The 17336-nt window shown below is 68.1% G+C and carries 15 protein-coding genes; 5 read left to right on the forward strand and 10 right to left on the reverse strand.

The genetic code is table 11. The annotated features are described in order from the left end of the window. Nucleotides 1-4 precede the first annotated feature (4 nt). The 7 genes from FFF93_RS02405 to FFF93_RS02435 all read right to left on the reverse strand — a co-directional run bounded on the left by FFF93_RS02405 (nucleotide 5) and on the right by FFF93_RS02435 (nucleotide 11843). Nucleotides 5-850, reverse strand: a complete 846-nt coding sequence (locus tag FFF93_RS02405; RefSeq protein ID WP_138767486.1) for a DNA-formamidopyrimidine glycosylase family protein — start codon at nucleotides 848-850, stop codon at nucleotides 5-7. After that, a complete protein-coding gene (locus FFF93_RS02410; RefSeq protein ID WP_138767485.1) occupies nucleotides 843-5900 on the reverse strand; it encodes a DEAD/DEAH box helicase in 5058 nt (1685 codons plus the stop codon). The genes FFF93_RS02405 and FFF93_RS02410 overlap by 8 nt, the downstream gene beginning before the upstream one ends. A 72-nt stretch (nucleotides 5901-5972) precedes the next feature. Beyond that, complete coding sequence (locus FFF93_RS02415) at nucleotides 5973-6608, reverse strand: DUF4232 domain-containing protein (protein ID WP_261375263.1); 636 nt, start codon at nucleotides 6606-6608, stop codon at nucleotides 5973-5975. A gap of 129 nt (nucleotides 6609-6737) precedes the next feature. Continuing rightward, nucleotides 6738-7454, reverse strand: coding sequence for a YcnI family protein (locus FFF93_RS02420; RefSeq protein WP_138770249.1), 717 nt, complete (start codon nucleotides 7452-7454; stop codon nucleotides 6738-6740). Nucleotides 7455-7652: 198 nt separating this feature from the next. After that, nucleotides 7653-8285: a hypothetical protein gene (locus tag FFF93_RS02425; RefSeq protein WP_138767483.1), complete on the reverse strand. Its 633-nt coding sequence runs from the start codon at nucleotides 8283-8285 to the stop codon at nucleotides 7653-7655. Between the two features lie 159 nt (nucleotides 8286-8444). Beyond that, nucleotides 8445-10874: a phosphoenolpyruvate synthase gene (ppsA, locus tag FFF93_RS02430; protein WP_138767482.1), complete on the reverse strand. Its 2430-nt coding sequence runs from the start codon at nucleotides 10872-10874 to the stop codon at nucleotides 8445-8447. 150 nt (nucleotides 10875-11024) lie between these two features. Then, nucleotides 11025-11843: a pyruvate, water dikinase regulatory protein gene (locus tag FFF93_RS02435; protein WP_138767481.1), complete on the reverse strand. Its 819-nt coding sequence runs from the start codon at nucleotides 11841-11843 to the stop codon at nucleotides 11025-11027. A gap of 116 nt (nucleotides 11844-11959) precedes the next feature. On the opposite strand from FFF93_RS02435, the gene FFF93_RS02440 reads away from it, so the two are divergent. Continuing rightward, complete coding sequence (locus FFF93_RS02440) at nucleotides 11960-12163, forward strand: hypothetical protein (protein WP_138767480.1); 204 nt, start codon at nucleotides 11960-11962, stop codon at nucleotides 12161-12163. 37 nt (nucleotides 12164-12200) lie between these two features. On the opposite strand, the gene FFF93_RS02445 is transcribed toward FFF93_RS02440, so the two are convergent. Together FFF93_RS02445 and FFF93_RS02450 are read right to left on the reverse strand one after the other, a co-directional pair. Beyond that, a complete protein-coding gene (locus FFF93_RS02445) occupies nucleotides 12201-13460 on the reverse strand; it encodes a phosphatidylserine decarboxylase family protein (RefSeq protein ID WP_138767479.1) in 1260 nt (419 codons plus the stop codon). Nucleotides 13461-13505: 45 nt separating this feature from the next. Continuing rightward, nucleotides 13506-13946, reverse strand: a complete 441-nt coding sequence (locus FFF93_RS02450; RefSeq protein ID WP_138767478.1) for a VOC family protein — start codon at nucleotides 13944-13946, stop codon at nucleotides 13506-13508. 192 nt (nucleotides 13947-14138) lie between these two features. On the opposite strand from FFF93_RS02450, the gene FFF93_RS02455 reads away from it, so the two are divergent. Beyond that, on the forward strand, nucleotides 14139-14285 hold the full coding sequence (locus FFF93_RS02455) for a lmo0937 family membrane protein (RefSeq protein WP_138767477.1): 147 nt from the start codon (nucleotides 14139-14141) through the stop codon (nucleotides 14283-14285). Between the two features lie 25 nt (nucleotides 14286-14310). Then, a complete protein-coding gene (locus FFF93_RS02460; RefSeq protein WP_138767476.1) occupies nucleotides 14311-14874 on the forward strand; it encodes a hypothetical protein in 564 nt (187 codons plus the stop codon). A 116-nt stretch (nucleotides 14875-14990) separates the two neighbouring features. Here the strand turns inward: FFF93_RS02460 and FFF93_RS02465 are convergent, their stop codons facing one another. Next, complete coding sequence (locus FFF93_RS02465) at nucleotides 14991-15470, reverse strand: GNAT family N-acetyltransferase (protein WP_138767475.1); 480 nt, start codon at nucleotides 15468-15470, stop codon at nucleotides 14991-14993. Nucleotides 15471-15567: 97 nt separating this feature from the next. On the opposite strand from FFF93_RS02465, the gene FFF93_RS02470 reads away from it, so the two are divergent. Continuing rightward, a complete protein-coding gene (locus tag FFF93_RS02470) occupies nucleotides 15568-15936 on the forward strand; it encodes a VOC family protein (protein WP_138767474.1) in 369 nt (122 codons plus the stop codon). A 272-nt stretch (nucleotides 15937-16208) separates the two neighbouring features. Next, nucleotides 16209-17249 (forward strand): MerR family transcriptional regulator, encoded by a 1041-nt coding sequence (locus FFF93_RS02475; protein ID WP_138767473.1) that lies wholly within the window; start codon nucleotides 16209-16211, stop codon nucleotides 17247-17249. Nucleotides 17250-17336: the final 87 nt, after the last annotated feature.

A 17336-nucleotide genomic window follows, 5' to 3' on the forward strand; every position in this document is an offset into this window, starting at 1 on the left:
GACATCAGGCCTGCGAAGCCCCCGGCAGCGGCTGGCAACGGGGGCAGTAGTAGATGTCCCGCTCCTCGGCCCCGGTGTCCTTGGCGAGGACCCCGCGCCGGATGGGCGTGCCGCATTTGAGGCAGGGCTGGTGTTCGCGCCGGTACACCCAGTACCCGGGCCGGCCGGCCGTTCGACCCACCGGCACGCCGCGCGCGTTCAGTACCGTGACGCGGCGGCCCGGGCCCAGGTTGGCCGTCAGCAGGACCTTCGCGTCGGTGATCATGGCGGCCAGATCCGGCACCGCGGAGACCGGCGTCGCCGGGTGCACGCCGGACAGGAAGCAGGCCTCGCAGCGGTAGATGTTGCCGATGCCGGCCAGGTTGCGCTGGTCCAGGAGGGCGACGCCGATCGGGACCTCGGGAGCCGCGAGCAGGCGCCGCTCGGCCTCCGCCATGTCCCAGTCCGGGCCCAGCAGGTCCGGACCGAGGTGGCCCACGACGCCGGCTTCCTCCGCCGTCGGAATGACTTCCAGCAGCCCGAGCGAGAACCCGACCGCGTCCGCCGTCGCCGTGCGCAGGACGCAGCGGGCGGTGAAGCCGGGCTTGCGCCAGCGGCCCCCGGAAGGATAGATCTGCCAGGTTCCTTCCATCTTCAGGTGCGAGTGGATGGTGAGCCGGTCCTTCGGCGTCGGGCCGGCCACGCGCATCAGCAAGTGCTTGCCGCGCGGAACGACCTCCTGCACGGTCCAGCCGCCCAGCTTCAGGGTGGCGAAGCGCGGCACCCGGAAGTCGGAGGCGAGCAACTCCTTGCCCGCCAGCGCGGCGTGCAGCTGCGCGGCGGCACGGAAGACGGAGTCGCCCTCAGGCACGGATCCTCAGTCCCTTCGGGGTGGAGTAGGCGCCGGCCTGGGCCAGCGCGGCGGCGACCGGCGTGTCCAAGATGCCGTGGCCGTTGACTTTTTCCATGATCAGCTTGTCGATGGCGCCGCGCGTCACGACGCCGACGAGGGCGGACCCGGCGGCGGCCAGGACGTCGGGGTCGGAGCTGAACGCGAGCAAAGTCTTGCCGCCGCGTTCCACGTACAGGACCAGCGCGCCGTCCACCAACACCACCAGGGCGCCCGCCTTCCGGCCGGGGCGGTGGCCGGTGCCCGCCTCCACGTCCAGGGCCGGCCACGGCAGCGCGGCGCCGTAGGGGTTGGCCGGGTCGGTTGCCGCGAGGGCCAGGGCGACGGGCTCGGCCTTGTGCACCTGGGCGTCCTCGACGTAGGAGCGCAGCCGGTCCACCGTGGCCGGCACCGCGAACTGGGCGGCGCCGAGGTGTTCGATGAAGTAGCCGCGGCGGCACCGCCCGGCTTCCTCGAGCCGGGCCAGCACCTTGTACATCAGGCCGAAGCCGCCCAGGATGTTCTCCGCCATCACCGATCCCCGGGTGACTACGCCGTACCGGTCCAGCAGGAGTTCCGCGGTGGCCCGGGCATGGATGGTGGCGTCGAGCTCGGGGGCCGGGAGCGCGGACCAGCGTCCGGCGGCGAGCGGGGGCGTGGCGGGGGCGCCGGTGACGGAGCCGTAGCGGCCGCCGGTGAGGCCGGGCGATCCGAGCAGCCCGGTCCCGTGGGCGCGGCCCAGCCGGCTGAGCCTGGGCGCCCGGGCACGGGGCGCGCGCCCGACCTGCCGGTGCGCGGTGTGGCCGCCGGCGATGAGGGCCCGGACCGGGGCGAAGGTGTCGCCGGTGATCCGGCCGGCCCAGGCCAGGTCCCAGAGCGCGGACACGACGTCCTGGTCGCTGAGGACCGTGTCCATCCCGCCGGCGATGTCGGTCAGCTGCCGGAAGAAGTAGCCGCCGCCGTTGTTCCGCAGGTGGTCCAGCAACCGCTGCTGTGCGTCGCCGGGTACGAAGTCCGGTGCCGGGTTCAGCGTCAGTTCGGCGGAATCGGCGAGGTGCAGGCTCACCCAGCCGTCGTTGCCGGGCAGCGAGCCGGCCCCGGACCAGAGGACCTCGCCGGCGGCCATGAGTTCGTCGAGCATGGCCGGCTGGTAGTTGGAGACGCGGCTGGCCAGGACCAGCGGTTCCCAGGCGGAGGCCGGAATCGGCACGCCGGAGAGCTGGTCGACGGCGGTGATGATGCCGTCCAGCCCGCGCAAAGCCGACTGGCCCCGGCCGCCGGGTGTCCGCACGTGCTGCCACGCGGGCAGGAACCGCCCGTACGCGGCGTTGTCCACGGGCTCGACCTCGGCCCGCAGCGCCGCGAGCGACCGACGCCGCAACTTGCGGAGCACCTCGGCGTCGCACCACTCACTGACGGTTGCCGGCAGGACAGTCGGCAACGCCGCCGCCGGGGCGGCAGCCGGTGCTGCCGAATCCCCGGCCTGCGCCTCGTCCGGCGCTGCGGGGTGCGGCCGGAATTCGCCTTCGACGACGCGCCCGTCCGCGGCCAGCCTCTTGAGTGCCGTGCCGACGACGGCGACGCCGAGGCCCAGCCGGGCGGCGGCTTCGGCGGCGGTGAAGGGCCCGTGCGTGCGGGCGTAGCGTGAGACGAGGTCGCCCAACGGGTCCGCAACGGGTTCGATGAACGCTAGCGGCACGCCCATCGGCAAGGGGACACCGAGGGCATCGCGCAGCCTGGCGGCATCCTCTACCGCGGCGAACCGTTCCACGCCGCCGATGTTGACCTTGATCGCACGGTTGGCCCGCTGCAAAGCCGCCAAATGGGCGGCCGCGTCGGCCGCGGCGGCGCCCGGGGCCTCGGCCGCGGCGGTTTCAACCGCCCCGGGCTCCGGTTTGGCCCCGGCTTCGCCGGGCACGGCCCCTGCCTCTACTTCCGCCCCTGCCTCTACTTCCGCCTCCGCCTCCGCTGGCGCCTGCGACTCGAGCCGGGCGGCGACTTCGTCGGGGGTGAGCGGGCCCAGCAGCCGGAGCAGATCGGCCACGCCCTCCAGCCCGCGCATCCTCCGGTCCGGAGCGAGTCGCTGCAGTTCCAGTTCGGTGGCCTCGATGACCTTCGCGTCGAGCAGTTCGCGCAGCTCCACCCGGCCCAGCAGTTCGTTGAGCAGCGTCGAGTCCAGCGCCAGCGCGGCGGCGCGGCGCTCGGCCAGCGGCGAATCGCCTTCGTAGAGGAACTGCGCCACGTACCCAAAGAGCAGGGACTTGGCGAACGGCGAGGGCTGTTGTGTGGTGGTCTGCAGGATCCGCAGTTCACGCCGTTCGATCGAGGCGGCGATGTCCTTCAGGGCCGGAAGGTCGTAGACGTCCTGCAGGCACTCGCGCACGGTCTCGAGCACGATCGGGAAGGTCGGGTATTTCCGGGCGACGTCCAGCAGCTGGGCCGAGCGCTGGCGCTGCTGCCACAGCGGCTGGCGCTTTCCGGGGGTCTGCCGGGGCAGCAGCAGGGCCCGGGCGGCGCACTCCCGGAAACGGGAGGCAAACAGTGCGCTGCCGCCGACCTCCGCGGTGACAATCTGTTCGAGTTCCTCGGGCTCGAAGAGGAACAGTTCCGCGCCGGGCGGTTCGTCCTCCATCATCGGCACGCGCAGCACGATGCCGTCGTCGGCGGCCATCGCGGAGCCGTCCATGCCGTAGCGCTGCTGCAGCCGCTGGCCGACGGCGAGGGCCCAGGGCGCATGCACCGGCATGCCGAAGGGGCTGTGCAGCACCACCCGCCAGTCGCCGAGCTCATCGTGGAACCGCTCCACCACAAGGGTCGTGTCGCTGGGGACGACCTCGGTGGCGAGCTTCTGCTCGGCGAGGTACTGGATCAGGTTGTTGGCGGCGAAGTCGTCCAGGCCGGTGGCCTTGCAGCGTTCGGTGGCCGGGCCGACGTCGGACGCGGAGAGTTCGCGCATGAACGCGCCTAGGGCCCGGCCCAGGTCCACTGGCCGCCCGAGCGAGTCGCCCCGCCAGAACGGCAGCTTGCCCGGCTGGCCGAAGGCGGGGGAGACGAGGACGCGGTCGTGCGTGATGTCCTCGATCTTCCAGCTGGTGGCGCCGAGGGCGAAGATGTCCCCGACCCGGGATTCGTAGACCATCTCCTCGTCGAGCTCGCCCACCCGGCGGCCGCCCTTGGCCGTGGACGCCTGGCCTGCGGCCTTGCCGTCGCCGGAGCCGTCGCTGCCGGTGCCCTCCACCTCGGTGCCGATGATGTACACCCCGAACATGCCGCGGTCCGGGATGGTGCCGCCGGAGGTCACGGCCAGCCGCTGCGAGCCGGGGCGTCCCTCGATGGTGCCGGCATTGCGGTCCCAGACGATCCTGGGCCGCAGTTCGGCGAACTCGTCCGAGGGGTAGCGTCCCGCCAGCAGGTCCAGGGTGGCCTCGAACGCGGACCGCGGGAGCGAGGCGAAAGGCGCGGAGCGGCGGACGGTGGAAAACCATTCCTCGACGTCGATCGCGCCGAGTGCGGTCGCGGCGACGGTCTGCTGGGCGAGGATGTCCAGTGGGTTGGCCGGGACGTAGAGCCGCTCGATCTTGCCGTCCAGCATGCGTTCGACGGTGATGGCCGTATGGACAAGATCCGCCCGGTGCTTGGGGAAGAGCACGCCCTGGGAGACCTCGCCGACCTGGTGGCCGGCGCGGCCCACCCGCTGCAGGCCGCTCGCCACCGAGGGCGGCGACTCGACCTGCACCACGAGGTCCACGGCGCCCATGTCGATGCCGAGTTCCAGGGAGGAGGTGGCCACGACGCAGCGCAGCCGGCCGGATTTCAGGTCGTCCTCGATCAGGGCCCGCTGGTCCTTGGACACGGACCCGTGGTGTGCCCTGGCCAGGACCGGGTCCGCGCCGGCGGTGCTGCCGGCCTGGGCCATCATGTGCGCCGGCGTCGCGGTCGACGTGGGCGTGGCGTCAACAAAGTCGGGAGCCACGCCGCCGGCCTCGTCCCAGCCCCCGCCGGCGGCCATGAGCTGGCGCTCGGCGTAGATTTCGTTGAGCCGGGCCGTGAGCCGTTCGGCCAGCCGGCGGGAGTTCGCGAACACGATGGTGGACTGGTTGGCCAGCACCAGGTCCACGATCTTTTCTTCGACATGCGGCCAGATGGAGGCGTGCGGCTGCAGCCCGGACGCCGGGCCCGAGTCGAACGCCCCGGCCGCGCCCTGAAGGTCGGACATGTCTTCTACCGGCACGGAGACGGTCAGGTCCCAGGTCTTCTTCGACGGCGGCGCGACAATTTCCACCGGTGCTGCGCCCGCGAGGAACTGCGCCACCAGCTCCTTCGGCTCCACCGTCGCGGAGAGACCGATCCGCTGGGCCGGTTTGGGCAGCAGGGCATCGAGGCGTTCCAGCGAAACAGCCAGGTGCGCGCCGCGTTTGGTGCCGGCGACGGCATGCACCTCATCCACGATGATGGTGTCCACCTCGTCCAGGGTTTCCCGCGCCTTCGAGGTGAGCATCAGGAAGAGGGATTCGGGCGTGGTGATGAGGATGTCCGGCGGGTGGCTCAGCAACGAGCGCCGGTCCGCCGCCGTCGTATCCCCGGAGCGGACGCCCACGGTGATCAGCGGCGCGGGCAGGCCGAGGCGCTTGGCGGTCTGGGTGATGCCGATCAGCGGGGCGCGGAGGTTGCGTTCGACGTCGACACCCAGGGCCTTGAGCGGGGAGATGTACAGCACCCGGGTTTTCCGCTTCGGGGCCCTGCGCCGGACGGCTTTCCCGGCCGCGGCGTCCAGGCCCGGCAGCTCTTGCGGTTCCGCCGGGGCCGAGACCAGCAGTCGGTCCAGGGCCCAGAGGAAGGCGGCGAGGGTCTTGCCGGAGCCGGTGGGGGCCACCACGAGGGCATGCGCGCCCGAGGAAATGGCGTTCCAGGCGCCATTCTGTGCCGGGGTGGGCGCGGAAAAGGCCCCCAGGAACCACTCCCGGGTCGGCCGGCTGAACCGGTCCATGGCAACGGCTGCGAGTGTGCCGCCGGCGAGTCCCTGCCCCTTCATTCCTCCATCATGCCTTAAGGCACCGACAGCTTTTGGCGGTGCCCTAAGGCGGAGTCACGATCCCCGGGGACGCTACTTCGCGGTGAACGCGGCGATGGTCAGGAGGTTGATGCCCGCTTCGGTGCAGGCGTCCTTGGGCGCGGCGACGAACAGCGACGCAGTGTCCTCCGGCGGGTAGATCCGGAATCCTGCGGCGGGCGTGCGGGTGCAGTTGGGGTAGTTCCCGGCCTGTGTGTAGCGCAGGGTGGCGGTGCCGGCCTGTCCCGAGGCGAGCAGCACGTCGGCCACGGGGGTGGAATCGTCGCGCGTCGCGGCGGCACCGATCGGTTCGCCGTCGGCCCCGGCGGTGAGGGAGACGCCGGCGAAGCCCTTCAGCAGACACGTTTCCGCACCCGAGTTCGTCACGATCAGCTGCATGTAGACGCTGCCGGCCGCGCCGCCGCCCTTGGCGTCGAGGGCGGCCGTGAGGTTTGCGGCCTTGCACAGGGCGGGTCCCGCCGCTGCGGCGGACGAGGGGGCCGCGGCGGCCCCGCCGGTCGCCGGCTGGGACGGGCTGGCGGAACCGGACTGGCTGGACGTGCTGGACGGGGACGACGACGTCGGCGCGGGGGTCGTGGCGCCCTGGGACTGGTTCTGGCCACAGCCACTGAGCAGCAATGCCGCCGCGGCAGCCGCCGTCACCGAAGTAATTACCAGTCTGTGTTTCATCTGCTGAGGCCTCATGGCTCAACTTTTATGGTGCGCGGACGGCACAGTCAACGACGCCACGACGGCGGACCCGGATTGACGCCCGTATTGTGATTTTCGGGCGTCAACCCGGGGTACCTTCGTGCCGGGCTATTCGGGCCGGGCGGGGCCGTCGGCCGGGACCCCTGCGGGTGCCGGCTTGCGGCTCCGGGCCAGCGCTAGTCCGCCCAGGCCGAGGCCGCCGACGCCGGCGACCAGGGCCGCCCAGCTGCGCAGCTGGCCGCCGCCGTCGTTCGCCGCGGCCGCCTGGGCCGCCCCGGCGACGGACCCCGCATGCTCGGCGCCGTGGGCGTCCGTTGCGGCGCCGTGCCCGTCGGCCCCGGCGACTGCCTCCGTGACCGTGACGGACGGCGCCGGGCTCTTGAGTGACTCCTCGTCCTGGCCCTCCTGGGGGATATCGGTCCACTTGGTCTGCCCCTGCTCGCAGTCCTGCAGGGTCGGGAAGTACAGGGTCTTCCCCGGGGTGTCCGGCAGTTTCACGGAGAGCACCAGGACATCGCGGAGTTCCGGGTTCAGCGGTGCCTTGGCGGTGTAGACGATCTGGCTGGTGCGCTTGGTGATGGAGGAACCGTCAGCAAGCCTCTTTGGTTCGGGCAGTTGTTCCGTGACCTTGGCAGCGGTCCAGTTCGGGTTCGCCGTGGGCTGCGCGTCGTTGAGTTCCGCGGGCAGGGTGATGGTCATCTTCGTGGTGCCCGAATGTTCGCAGCCATGCGGGATGGCGAAGCTGAGCAGGGCGTAGGAGTTGGCCGCGGTCTTGTCCGGGGTCGCTTCGACGTGGGCTGATGCTCCGCTGATGCCGGCGAGCATGAGGGCTGCGGTACCTCCGGCAGCGGCGGTGGCGGAAAGGACGCGGCGGAGGGTGGACTTGTGCTCTGAGGGATTCAAAAAAGGTGCCTTTCAGGCGTGCGCGCGGCACTTCGGGCGGCGCGCGGAAACGGGGGAGGCGCGGCCGAGTGGCCCGGTGTCGGTACTTTCGGGCATGTCCGGCCGCGGCCGGGAGGAATGTTAGGAAAAGACGACGACGGCGGGAGGTCCCCGGCGGCAATCGCGCCGGAGGTTGCGCCAGGGCAGCGGCAGGGACGCTGCGGGCCACAGGGGCTGGGTGGGGGCTGCCGCGGGGCGCGGCAGCGACGGCGCCGGAAGCTGGACCAGCGGGCGGAGCCATGCCGCGAGCGACCACAGCGCGTCCTCGCCCCGGGCCAGGAGCAGGGCGCAGGCCAGCGTCGCCAGCGCGTGGCCGGCGAGCATGGAGAGCGCCAGGGCGGAGTCCAGTGCGTGGAGCTGGAGGTGGTCCGCCGGGACCGGAAGCGGGATGCCGCCGGCGTGGTGGCTACCCGCTCCAGTGGTGCCGGCGCCGCTCGCGGCGCCGGCTACAGGCGCGCTGAACGCGGAGAACGCTTCATGCAGCACCACCTGCCCGGCGCCTAGCAGCCCGGTCATCGCGGGGACGTTCAACTTCAGCCGGGTGGCCGCTGTGGACACCAGCCCGGTGAAGGCCAGGAACGCGATCAGGATGGCGGGGGCGGGTAGCTGGCCGCCGGCGACGACGTGCGCGGCCGCGGCAAGGGCCATGATCGTCGTGGCGACCATGGCCGCACGGAGCGAATGAAAAGGCGTCCGGGCGTGGGATGTGCGCACGGAGTCCTCCTTCAGGCTCGATGCTGGCAGCGCTTTGGCCCAATTCTACCGGCCGTCGAAACTCGTGCGGCTGCCAGCGAGGCGCGTGCGCAGGCGAGGCGGCACCCCGGTCCGGGGACCAGGGTGCCGCCAGTTCCTACAGGTGCCGTCCGGCCGGCATCAGTTGACTGCGGCCCCGGCGGTCGCTTCGTCGCTGACTGCCGCGCCGGCCGAGGTGGCCGCACCGGCCAGGCGGATCCAGGTGTCCACCACCGTGTCGGGGTTCAGCGAAACGGAGTCGATGCCTTCCTCGACCAGCCATTCGGCGAAGTCCGGGTGGTCGCTCGGGCCCTGGCCGCAGATGCCCACGTACTTGCCGCGCGCCTTGCACGCCTTGATGGCCATGCTCAGGAGCTTCTTGACGGCAAGGTTGCGCTCGTCAAAGCTGCCGGCGACGATCGCGGAGTCGCGGTCCAGGCCCAAGGTCAGCTGGGTCATGTCGTTGGAGCCGATGGAGAAGCCGTCGAAGTAGTCCAGGAACTCGTCCGCCAGCAGGGCGTTGGACGGGATTTCACACATCATGATCACCTCGAGGCCGTTTTCGCCGCGGCGCAGGCCGTTCTCCGCGAGCAGGTCGATGACGCCGCTGGCTTCGTCCACGGTGCGCACGAACGGGATCATCAGCTTGACGTTGGTCAGCCCCATCTCGTTGCGGACAAAGGAGAGGGCCTCGCACTCCAGGTCGAAGCAGTCCCGGAAGGACGGCTCCAGGTAGCGCGAGGCGCCGCGGAAGCCGATCATCGGGTTCTCTTCGTGCGGCTCGTATGCCGGTCCGCCAAGCAGGTTGGCGTACTCGTTGGACTTGAAGTCGGACATCCGGACAATCACCGGCTCAGGCGCGAACGCCGCGGCGATGGTGGCCACGCCTTCGGCCAGGCGCTTGATGTAGAAGTCGCGCGGGCTGTCGTAGGCGGCGATCTGCTCCCGGATTTCGGCGATGACGTCCTCGGGCTGCTCGTCCAGGTTCAGCAGCGCCTTGGGGTGGATGCCGATCTGCCGGTTGATGATGAATTCCAGCCGGGCCAGGCCCACGCCGTGGTTGGGGAGCTGGGCGAAGGTGAAGGCCTGCTCCGGGGTGCCGACGTTCATCATGACCTTGACCGGGGCCTCGGGCAGCTGGGTGATCTCGGTTTCCTCGACGCTGAAGTCCAGGAGTCCCTCGTAGATGACCCCGGTTTCGCCGTCGGCGCAGGAGACGGTCACCTCGAGTCCGTCGGCGAGGGCGTCGGTTGCGTCGCCGGTGCCGACGACGGCGGGAATCCCGAGTTCACGGGCGATGATGGCCGCGTGACAGGTGCGTCCGCCGCGGTTGGTCACGATCGCGGAGGCTCGCTTCATGATCGGTTCCCAGTCCGGGTCGGTCATGTCCGCGACCAGGACGTCGCCGGTCTTGAAGGATGCCATCTGGTCGATCGAGGACAGGATGCGGACGCTGCCGGCACCGATGCGCTGGCCGATCGCGCGGCCCTCCACCAGCACGCGGCCTGTTCCGTTCAGGCGGAAGCGGCTCAGGCTGCCCGAGGCCCGGCGGGACTGCACGGTTTCCGGGCGTGCCTGCAGAATGTACAGGCCTCCGTCGATCCCGTCCTTGCCCCATTCGATGTCCATCGGGCGTCCGTAGTGCTTTTCGATGGCGACGGCGTGCCGGGCGAGCTGCTCGACGTCGTCGTCGGTGAGGCTGAAGCGGTTCCGCAGCGACGCATCCACCGGGACGAAATCGATGGTGTGGCCGATTTCGCGGTTGCTCGTGTACGTCATCTGGAGCGCCTTCTCGCCCAGCCCCCGTTTGAGGATCGCCGGCCGGCCGGCCTCGAGGGCGGGCTTGTAGACGTAGAACTCATCCGGGTTGACGGCGCCCTGGACCACGGCCTCGCCCAGGCCGTAGGAGGAGGTGACGAAGACGGCGTCCTTGAACCCGGATTCGGTGTCCATGGTGAACATCACGCCGGACGCGCCGACGTCGGAACGGACCATGCGCTGGACGCCCGCCGAGAGTGCTACTTCGGCGTGCTCGAACTTGTGGTGCACCCGGTAGGCGATGGCCCGGTCGTTGTAGAGGGACGCGAAGACGTCTTTGATGGCCACGAGGATGTTCTCGATGCCGCGGACATTCAGGAAGGTTTCCTGCTGCCCGGCGAAGGACGCGTCGGGCAGATCCTCGGCGGTCGCGCTGGAGCGGACGGCCCAGGAGAGGTCGTCGGAGCCGCCGTGCTTGTCAACGAGCTTCTGGTACGAGTCGCGGAGCTGTGCCTCGAAGTCCGGCAGGAAGGGCGTCTCGCGCATCAGGGTGCGGATTTCCTGGCCCGCAGCGGCCAGGGCCGTCACGTCGTCGGTATCCAGGCCGACCAGCCGGTCGGCAATCTTCTGGTCCAGGCCGGAGTCGGCCAGGAAGCTGCGGTAGGCGTCCGCCGTCGTGGCGAAGCCGTCGGGAACCTGGACGCCGGCGGACGTGAGGTTTTGCACCATCTCGCCGAGGGAGGCGTTCTTGCCGCCCACCCGGTCCAGGTCCTTGAGGCCGAGTTCTGAGAACCACAGGATGTCCGTCGTCATGGTTGCTGCTCCTTTGCAGATGGTGGCATACGGTAACGCCGCCCCTCGCGGGCGGCCGCCGGTTGATGGGCGCAAGTCCTGTCCACAGTGACAGGTCGGCGTGGGTGTTTCCACACGATGTGGCCCACGCAACACTTGTGAAGCGTGGCCTCAGTGCTTGAGGTTCATCTTCTGGAGGATGGTGGCCGCCATTTCCTCGACGGAGACGCTGGCCGAATTGAGGTACGGGATCCCGTGGGAGACGTAGAGCCGTTCGGCACTGCGCAGTTCGAAGCCGCACTGCCGCAGTGACGCGTAGGGCGATCCGCGGCGGCGTTCGGTGCGGACCTGGCTCAGGCGCAGGGGATTGGTGGTGAGGCCGAAACACTTGGAAACAAACGGCCGCAGCGGCTTGGGGAGTCCTTCGCGCTCAAAGTCCTCGTCCACCAGCGGAAAGTTCGCGGCGAAGATGCCGTGCTGCAGGGCCAGGTACATGGTGGTGGGCGTCTTGCCGCAGCGGGACGGTGCCACCAGGATGACCTGCGCCTTTTCGAGCGCCCGGAGGCTCTGGCCGTCGTCGTGCTCCATGGCGTATTCGACGGCGGCCATCCGCGACTGGTAGCGGGCGGCGTTGCCCAGCCCGTGGGCCCGGCCCGGTTCGCCGCTGGCGGCGGACCCGAGCGCCTGCTCCAGCTGGCCGACGTGGCTGCCGATGAGGTCCACGATGATCCCCTGGCAGGTGCCCAGCGTCTGCCGGATGTCGCTGCCGACGGCGGTGGAGAACACGATGGGCTGCAGCCCGGTGGCGGCCCGGTTGTCGATCACCCTGACGACGGCGCGTGCTTGGTCCACGGTGGTGATGAAGGGGACCGTGATGCGGTCAAAATCGTTCTCCGGGAACTGCGTGAGCAGGGTGTTGCCGAGCGTTTCCGCGGTGATGCCCGTACTGTCCGACAGGAAGTAAACCGGGCGGGGAGCGTCATTGGTCATGAACGCATTGTGCACCAGCGGAGGCGGCGCGATCTTCTATGACGTAGCCGTCGAGCGCCCGGAGCCTGCCGGAGGCGGGGGAGTAGGCTGTGACCCACATCGCCAAAGGAGGCCGAATGAGCTACAAATATCGGACTGTCAGGGTCCGCGGCACGGAGCTGGTCGGCACGATTGCCCGGAGACACGGGGGTGCGCCCGAAATCTATGAGACCTCGACGGACCCGAGTACTTCCGTGGTTCCCGTGTTCTTCCCGGACACCGGCGAGATCCGCTTCTTCGACCGGAAGGTGCTGGAGGACGTGGTGAGCCCGGCGGGCTAGGCGGCGTTCCGTACGTTCGGAGGGTGCACCGCCGTCCTCAGGACCTGGCGGTTGCCAGCTTTGACCGGACCCGCACGAGGGGCGCTTTCGGATCGTGCGGCTGGGGGATAGCGGCCAGGGCGAACTGGTCGATGGCACCCGGCCGGAAGACGAGGCACTCCGTCGAGCCGCCAAACTGGAAGTACCCCAGCTCGTCGCCTTTATTCACATGGTGGCCCGGGACGATTTCCGGACCGATGACACAGGACGAGACCTCGATCATGCCCACGGGGATCACCGCCATGAGACCGATCACCGGGTCGTCGGCCTGGATCAGGATGATCGCCCGGGCCGCGACATGGGCCAAGTATGACTGCGAGACCGTCGGGTCGACGGCGTCGGCCCCCTCGGACTCCGCCTCCGAGAAGTACGTGCCGTCCTTGAGGTATGCCCGCACGATGGTTCCGGCGACGGGCGCGTGCCACCGGTGATAGTTCAAGGCGCTCAAGAACGCCTGGTACACCGTTCCGCCGACAAAGTGATCCACCGACTCGTCCCGGGCGAGCAGGTCATCGAGTGAGTAGGGCTGGTTCTTGACCCAGAACCGGCTCTGGCGTTGAACGTCGGAGCTGATCTTGTAGGGCGTCGACTCGCACGCGCTGACAATGACCTTGTCGTCGTCGGGTGCTGCGACGGGCCGGGAGGTCGCGGTGAGCCGGCGGGCGAAGAAATCGTTCCACGACGTGAAGCCCCAGTGCTCGGCGAGGGGGTCGTGCTGGTAGTCGTCCATCCCGACGACCTGCCGCGCCTTCTCCGACATCCACCCGGACGGCGAGGTGTTCAATACGTACAGCGAGTCCTCGCTGGTCAAGAACACGCACCAAGCATCCAGGATCTTGCGGAACATGGCAACGATGCGCGGATCGCGATGGGCCGCGATCCCGGCCTCGGTTCCCATGGTCCAGTCGAGGATTGCGGTCAGCGGAGTGGTGACCATGCCGCCTTCGCTGAACTCGGGGGCCATCGTCAGGACCTCGTTGATCAGCCGGAGCATCTGGTCAACGCTCGTGAGGTGCCGCTTGCGGTACGGCTTCGACTTCGGAACCTGCTCGATCATCTCGGTCATGTAGAGACGGACAACGGGATCGCTGGCAATCAGTTCCTGGAACTCGACGATCACGGGGTGCAGGGGAACGTCTTCTCCCCGCGCCTCTACCCGTTCCCGGTGGCCGGCAATCCAGTCTTCGAGTTCATCCTGTTGCTCGGGCAGCCAGCCGCCCGGTCGTTGGACACGGTCGGGAGCAGAGTCAATGGTCATGGTGTCGAGCCTACTCGCCTGCTGAATCCGACAGGCGGCACTGGGTCAGCTAATCCGCTCGGCCAGCGCCACGATAATGCCCTCCGGGCCGCGCACATAGGCCATCCGCCAGGCATCCTCATACCGGCCGATGCCGCCGACCAGTCCGTACCCCTCCGCGGCCAGCCGGTCGACGTGGGCCTCGACGTCGTCGACCTCGAAGGCCAGGCTGCGCAGTCCAAGTTCGTTGGCCATGGCGGCGGGCGATCCGGGGAGGGGGTCCGGCCGGACGAAGCTGGAAAGCTCCACTCCCGTGCCGCCGTCGGGCGTTCGCAGCATGACGATTTCGGTGCGGGAGCCCGGGATGGCTATGACCGTGTCGATGAAGTCACCCTCGACGAAGGTCCGGCCCTCGACCTCGAGCCCGAGCCCGACGAAGAACGCCGTCACCCGGTCAAGGTCCTGGACGGTGACGCCAACGTGGTCGAAGCGCATGACGCGTGGCATGGGCGGTGCCTCCAAATGATCGTTTCCGTGTGGTCCCGGGCGGACCTACGCGAACTTTACGGCTGATCAGGAAGGTGCGGAAGGCCGCCAATTCGGGACCAGTCGGCTGTTCCCTTGCCTTGGGCCGCTGGAGGTACGAAGATGAGCGCAGAATGAGCTTTTCCATCCGCAAACAATTCAAGGGAGATTCACATGTTGCTTTGGATAGCCATCATTATCGCCGTCCTCTGGCTTCTCGGCCTGATCGGCAACATCGGAGGCGGCTTCATTCACCTGCTGCTGGTTATCGCCGTGGTTGTGCTGATTTTCCACTTCGTCCGCGGCAGGTCCCGCACGTAGAGGCGGATTAGGCGGCCGGGGGCGCATGAATACGACCGAACACCGGTCCCGGGGGATTTCATCGTTCAGGACTTCCCCGATGCAGCTCTTTTTTCTGGTTGGTGACCTATTTACCGCGGCGGCCACCCCGTCGCTGGTGCAGCTCGTAGCGTCTGGCGTGGTGCTTGCCCTGGTGGGTCTCGCCATGACCATTACCACTCTCAGGAAAGGACCGGCGCCTCCCGAGGTGTTTCTAGAGGAGGAGCATTTCGAGGGAGGCGGGACCGTGCCCTTCCGAGCGGGGAGCGTGTGGGCGCGTTTTTCGGTTCATCCGATGTTCCGGATGTTGGTCCTCAGCCCCACTTCGGACGTCCTCCGATTCAGTCTGGCCTATGGCTTTGGAAGGTTCATTGGGCCTTGGGCGTTACCGCGAACGGACGTCGCCCGGATCGAGCGTGTCCGGACGTGGTTCATCCCTCACGACGCCGTCAGAATTATCCCGGCCACCGGTTCGCCGTGGTATTTCTTGTCCTGCGAACCCGGCACCGTGCTGGCCTGCTTGAAGGACCTGGGCTATCCCGTGTCAGCTGACGTAGGTACATGGCCCTGATCGCTATTTCTTGCCGGCTTTGAGGGGCGCGTCGGTGTTTCACCGTCCAAAATCGTTGCGGCACTCACTATCGAAAAGGCGACGCCCGGGCCGATCCATGCCCGTAAGTCGGTCCTTCATTGGGACAAGATATAGCGTCGTTCCGGTCGTCCCGCCGAGTTGCGAATTTTGATCTCTGACGTCGAAATCCAGCCAGCCCTTTCGTATAAGTCAATGGCTCTGTCGTTGTCCGCGATCACCCAGAGTTCCAAAGGCGTCTTTGCCTCCACGGAGTGGTTTCGCAGGTAGTCAAGGAGTTGGCGAGCGAGTCCCGTTCCCCAAGCTTCTGGAGCAACTGCCAGATATAGCACTTCCAGGACGTCCCCATGGGGAACGACGATCGAGAACGCCATCGCGCGGTCACTGATACGCATCACCAGCAGTATTGCGCCGTCCAAGGCCAGCGTTGATTGAATAGCGGGTAGCTTGTCCTCGAGCGATGGAATCACAGGGAGGTGATCCCGCCGCGCCGTGGCGCGAGCCCAAAGTTGGGCCGCATCGCGCGCAGATGCACTTCCCTGCTCCGCACGGATGGCTGGAAGCGGTGATGAATTCATCCGTTGATCGTGTCACGGACAAGGACGGAGCCGGTGAAGAATCCCTGCGGTCACCAAGGCGCCCGTCGAACCAGTCCGGCTCAGTAGAGTGGCACGCATGAGTCTTGAATGGGAACAAGTAATTGTCGATTCGGCACGACCGGCTGAGCTTGGACTTTGGTGGGCCACAGCTTTGGGTTGGGTCGTGACTTTGGAAGCTGACGATGAGTTCGAAATTCGTTCTACACCGGACCGGTTGCCGGGGTTGGTCTTCGTGCCGGTGGCCGATTCGAAGGTAACGAAGAATCGTCTTCACCTGGATTTCCGGCCGGACGATCCAGCGGCCGAGGTCGAGCGGATGATCGCTCTGGGTGCCCGCAGGGTCGATGTTGGTCAAGGCGAGCGGCCGTGGACTGTACTTGAGGATCCAGAAGGCAACGAGTTCTGCGTTCTGGGCCCCCGAAAGAAGGCCAGTACCGACAGTTGAGCATTGGGCCACGCCAACGAACACCGCCGTCGAACCCCTAGGCGCGCCGCCGATCCATCGCCTGCACCAGAGCCTCACGGAGCGTCGACTGCTGCCTCATCTGTGGCTCGTTCTCATCCGTGCGGTGATTCTCGTACGACAAAGGTAAGGGGCATGAAGTCCCGGTACGGGACCGGCTTTCGGGGGCGCGGCCAGCAAGTAGGAATTTGCGGTGTAGTCCGGAGAGTATTCGGGCTTGACCCTCGACTAGGTCGAGACGGGAGAGTGCAGACATGGAGAACGAACTGCTCGGCATCGGCCGGCTGGCATCACTTAGTGGACTGCCCGTAAGTGCGCTGCGCTTTTACGACGGTGCCGGTGTGTTGCCGCCGTCGGTCGTCGACCCGTCCTCTGGGTATCGGTTCTATCATCCGAGCCGGGTGGTTCACGCTCGGCTGGCGGCGCACCTGCGGCGGGTTGGCCTTCCGTTGGAAGACATCCGGACGATCCTGGCGGAACCGTCCCAGGCTCGGTCGATCGTGGCAACTCATCTCGCGCGGCTGGAAGCGGGTCTGGCCGACGCCCTCAGGGAGATCTCCATCGTTCATCAACTACTAGAACACCAGGAGATCACCATGACCCGATGCACGTTGTCTGCCGCCGAACTCATTCGAGCACTCGGAGAAGTTCGGTATGCGATCAGTGACGACCCGGATCAGCCGCGCCTGAACGGGGTTTTCCTCGACAGCGAGCCTGGCCGGTTGCGTGTGGTTGCGACGGACCGGTACCGACTCGCCGCCAGCACGGTAACCATGTTGCAGGAGGCCGAACTGCATGTGCTGCTGCCCGTGGCAGCGGTTGACGAATTGCTCGCCAGTAACCACACAGGGTCCCTGGAGGTCGTCGTGACCGGCGACACGATCGCCCTGACTGGCGATGACGGCACCATCCACACGGAGGTCGTTGACGTCGACTTCCCGTCGTATCGCAGCTGGCTCGACCTCGGCCATCGTGAAGTCCCCGTCGACGCCGCGGCGTTGAGGGCCGCACTCCATGCAGCTACGACCGAGACCTTCACCCGAGACAACGACGGCGTGGCCTACGACGTCAGCCGGCTTAGCATCACCTCAAGCGGGGTGGAGGTCGGCGCATCCGAAGACCCTGACGCGCTCGTCATCGGGGTGAACCGCGCGTTCCTCCTGGAGGCGCTTGGGACCGGCGACCAGCTCACCCTCGGTCTGGATGATCCAATCGCGCCATTGGCCATCCGCAACCCAGACCGAGACGGCACACTGTCGATCCTCATGCCCGTCCGCCTCGAACAGCCGGTCTAGATCAAGCATCTCCCTCTGTCCCACCATGGGACGCGCCGAATTATCGTCGGCGCGTCCCATTTGCGGAGCGCCTGCCGACCCGTGGAG

It is taken from the genome of Arthrobacter sp. KBS0702 (assembly GCF_005937985.2).
Lineage (GTDB): Bacteria > Actinomycetota > Actinomycetes > Actinomycetales > Micrococcaceae > Arthrobacter.

Coding starts and splice junctions, on each gene's coding strand:
- FFF93_RS02460 (WP_138767476.1), top strand. CDS start 14,311: ATGAATACGACCGAACACCGGTCCCGGGGGATTTCATCGTTCAGGACT.
- FFF93_RS02410 (WP_138767485.1), bottom strand. CDS start 5,900: ATGAAGGGGCAGGGACTCGCCGGCGGCACACTCGCAGCCGTTGCCATG.
- FFF93_RS02470 (WP_138767474.1), top strand. CDS start 15,568: ATGAGTCTTGAATGGGAACAAGTAATTGTCGATTCGGCACGACCGGCT.
- FFF93_RS02445 (WP_138767479.1), bottom strand. CDS start 13,460: ATGACCATTGACTCTGCTCCCGACCGTGTCCAACGACCGGGCGGCTGG.
- ppsA (WP_138767482.1), bottom strand. CDS start 10,874: ATGACGACGGACATCCTGTGGTTCTCAGAACTCGGCCTCAAGGACCTG.
- FFF93_RS02475 (WP_138767473.1), top strand. CDS start 16,209: ATGGAGAACGAACTGCTCGGCATCGGCCGGCTGGCATCACTTAGTGGA.
- FFF93_RS02450 (WP_138767478.1), bottom strand. CDS start 13,946: ATGCCACGCGTCATGCGCTTCGACCACGTTGGCGTCACCGTCCAGGAC.
- FFF93_RS02455 (WP_138767477.1), top strand. CDS start 14,139: ATGTTGCTTTGGATAGCCATCATTATCGCCGTCCTCTGGCTTCTCGGC.
- FFF93_RS02415 (WP_261375263.1), bottom strand. CDS start 6,608: ATGAAACACAGACTGGTAATTACTTCGGTGACGGCGGCTGCCGCGGCG.
- FFF93_RS02440 (WP_138767480.1), top strand. CDS start 11,960: ATGAGCTACAAATATCGGACTGTCAGGGTCCGCGGCACGGAGCTGGTC.
- FFF93_RS02435 (WP_138767481.1), bottom strand. CDS start 11,843: ATGACCAATGACGCTCCCCGCCCGGTTTACTTCCTGTCGGACAGTACG.
- FFF93_RS02465 (WP_138767475.1), bottom strand. CDS start 15,470: ATGAATTCATCACCGCTTCCAGCCATCCGTGCGGAGCAGGGAAGTGCA.
- FFF93_RS02420 (WP_138770249.1), bottom strand. CDS start 7,454: ATGCTCGCCGGCATCAGCGGAGCATCAGCCCACGTCGAAGCGACCCCG.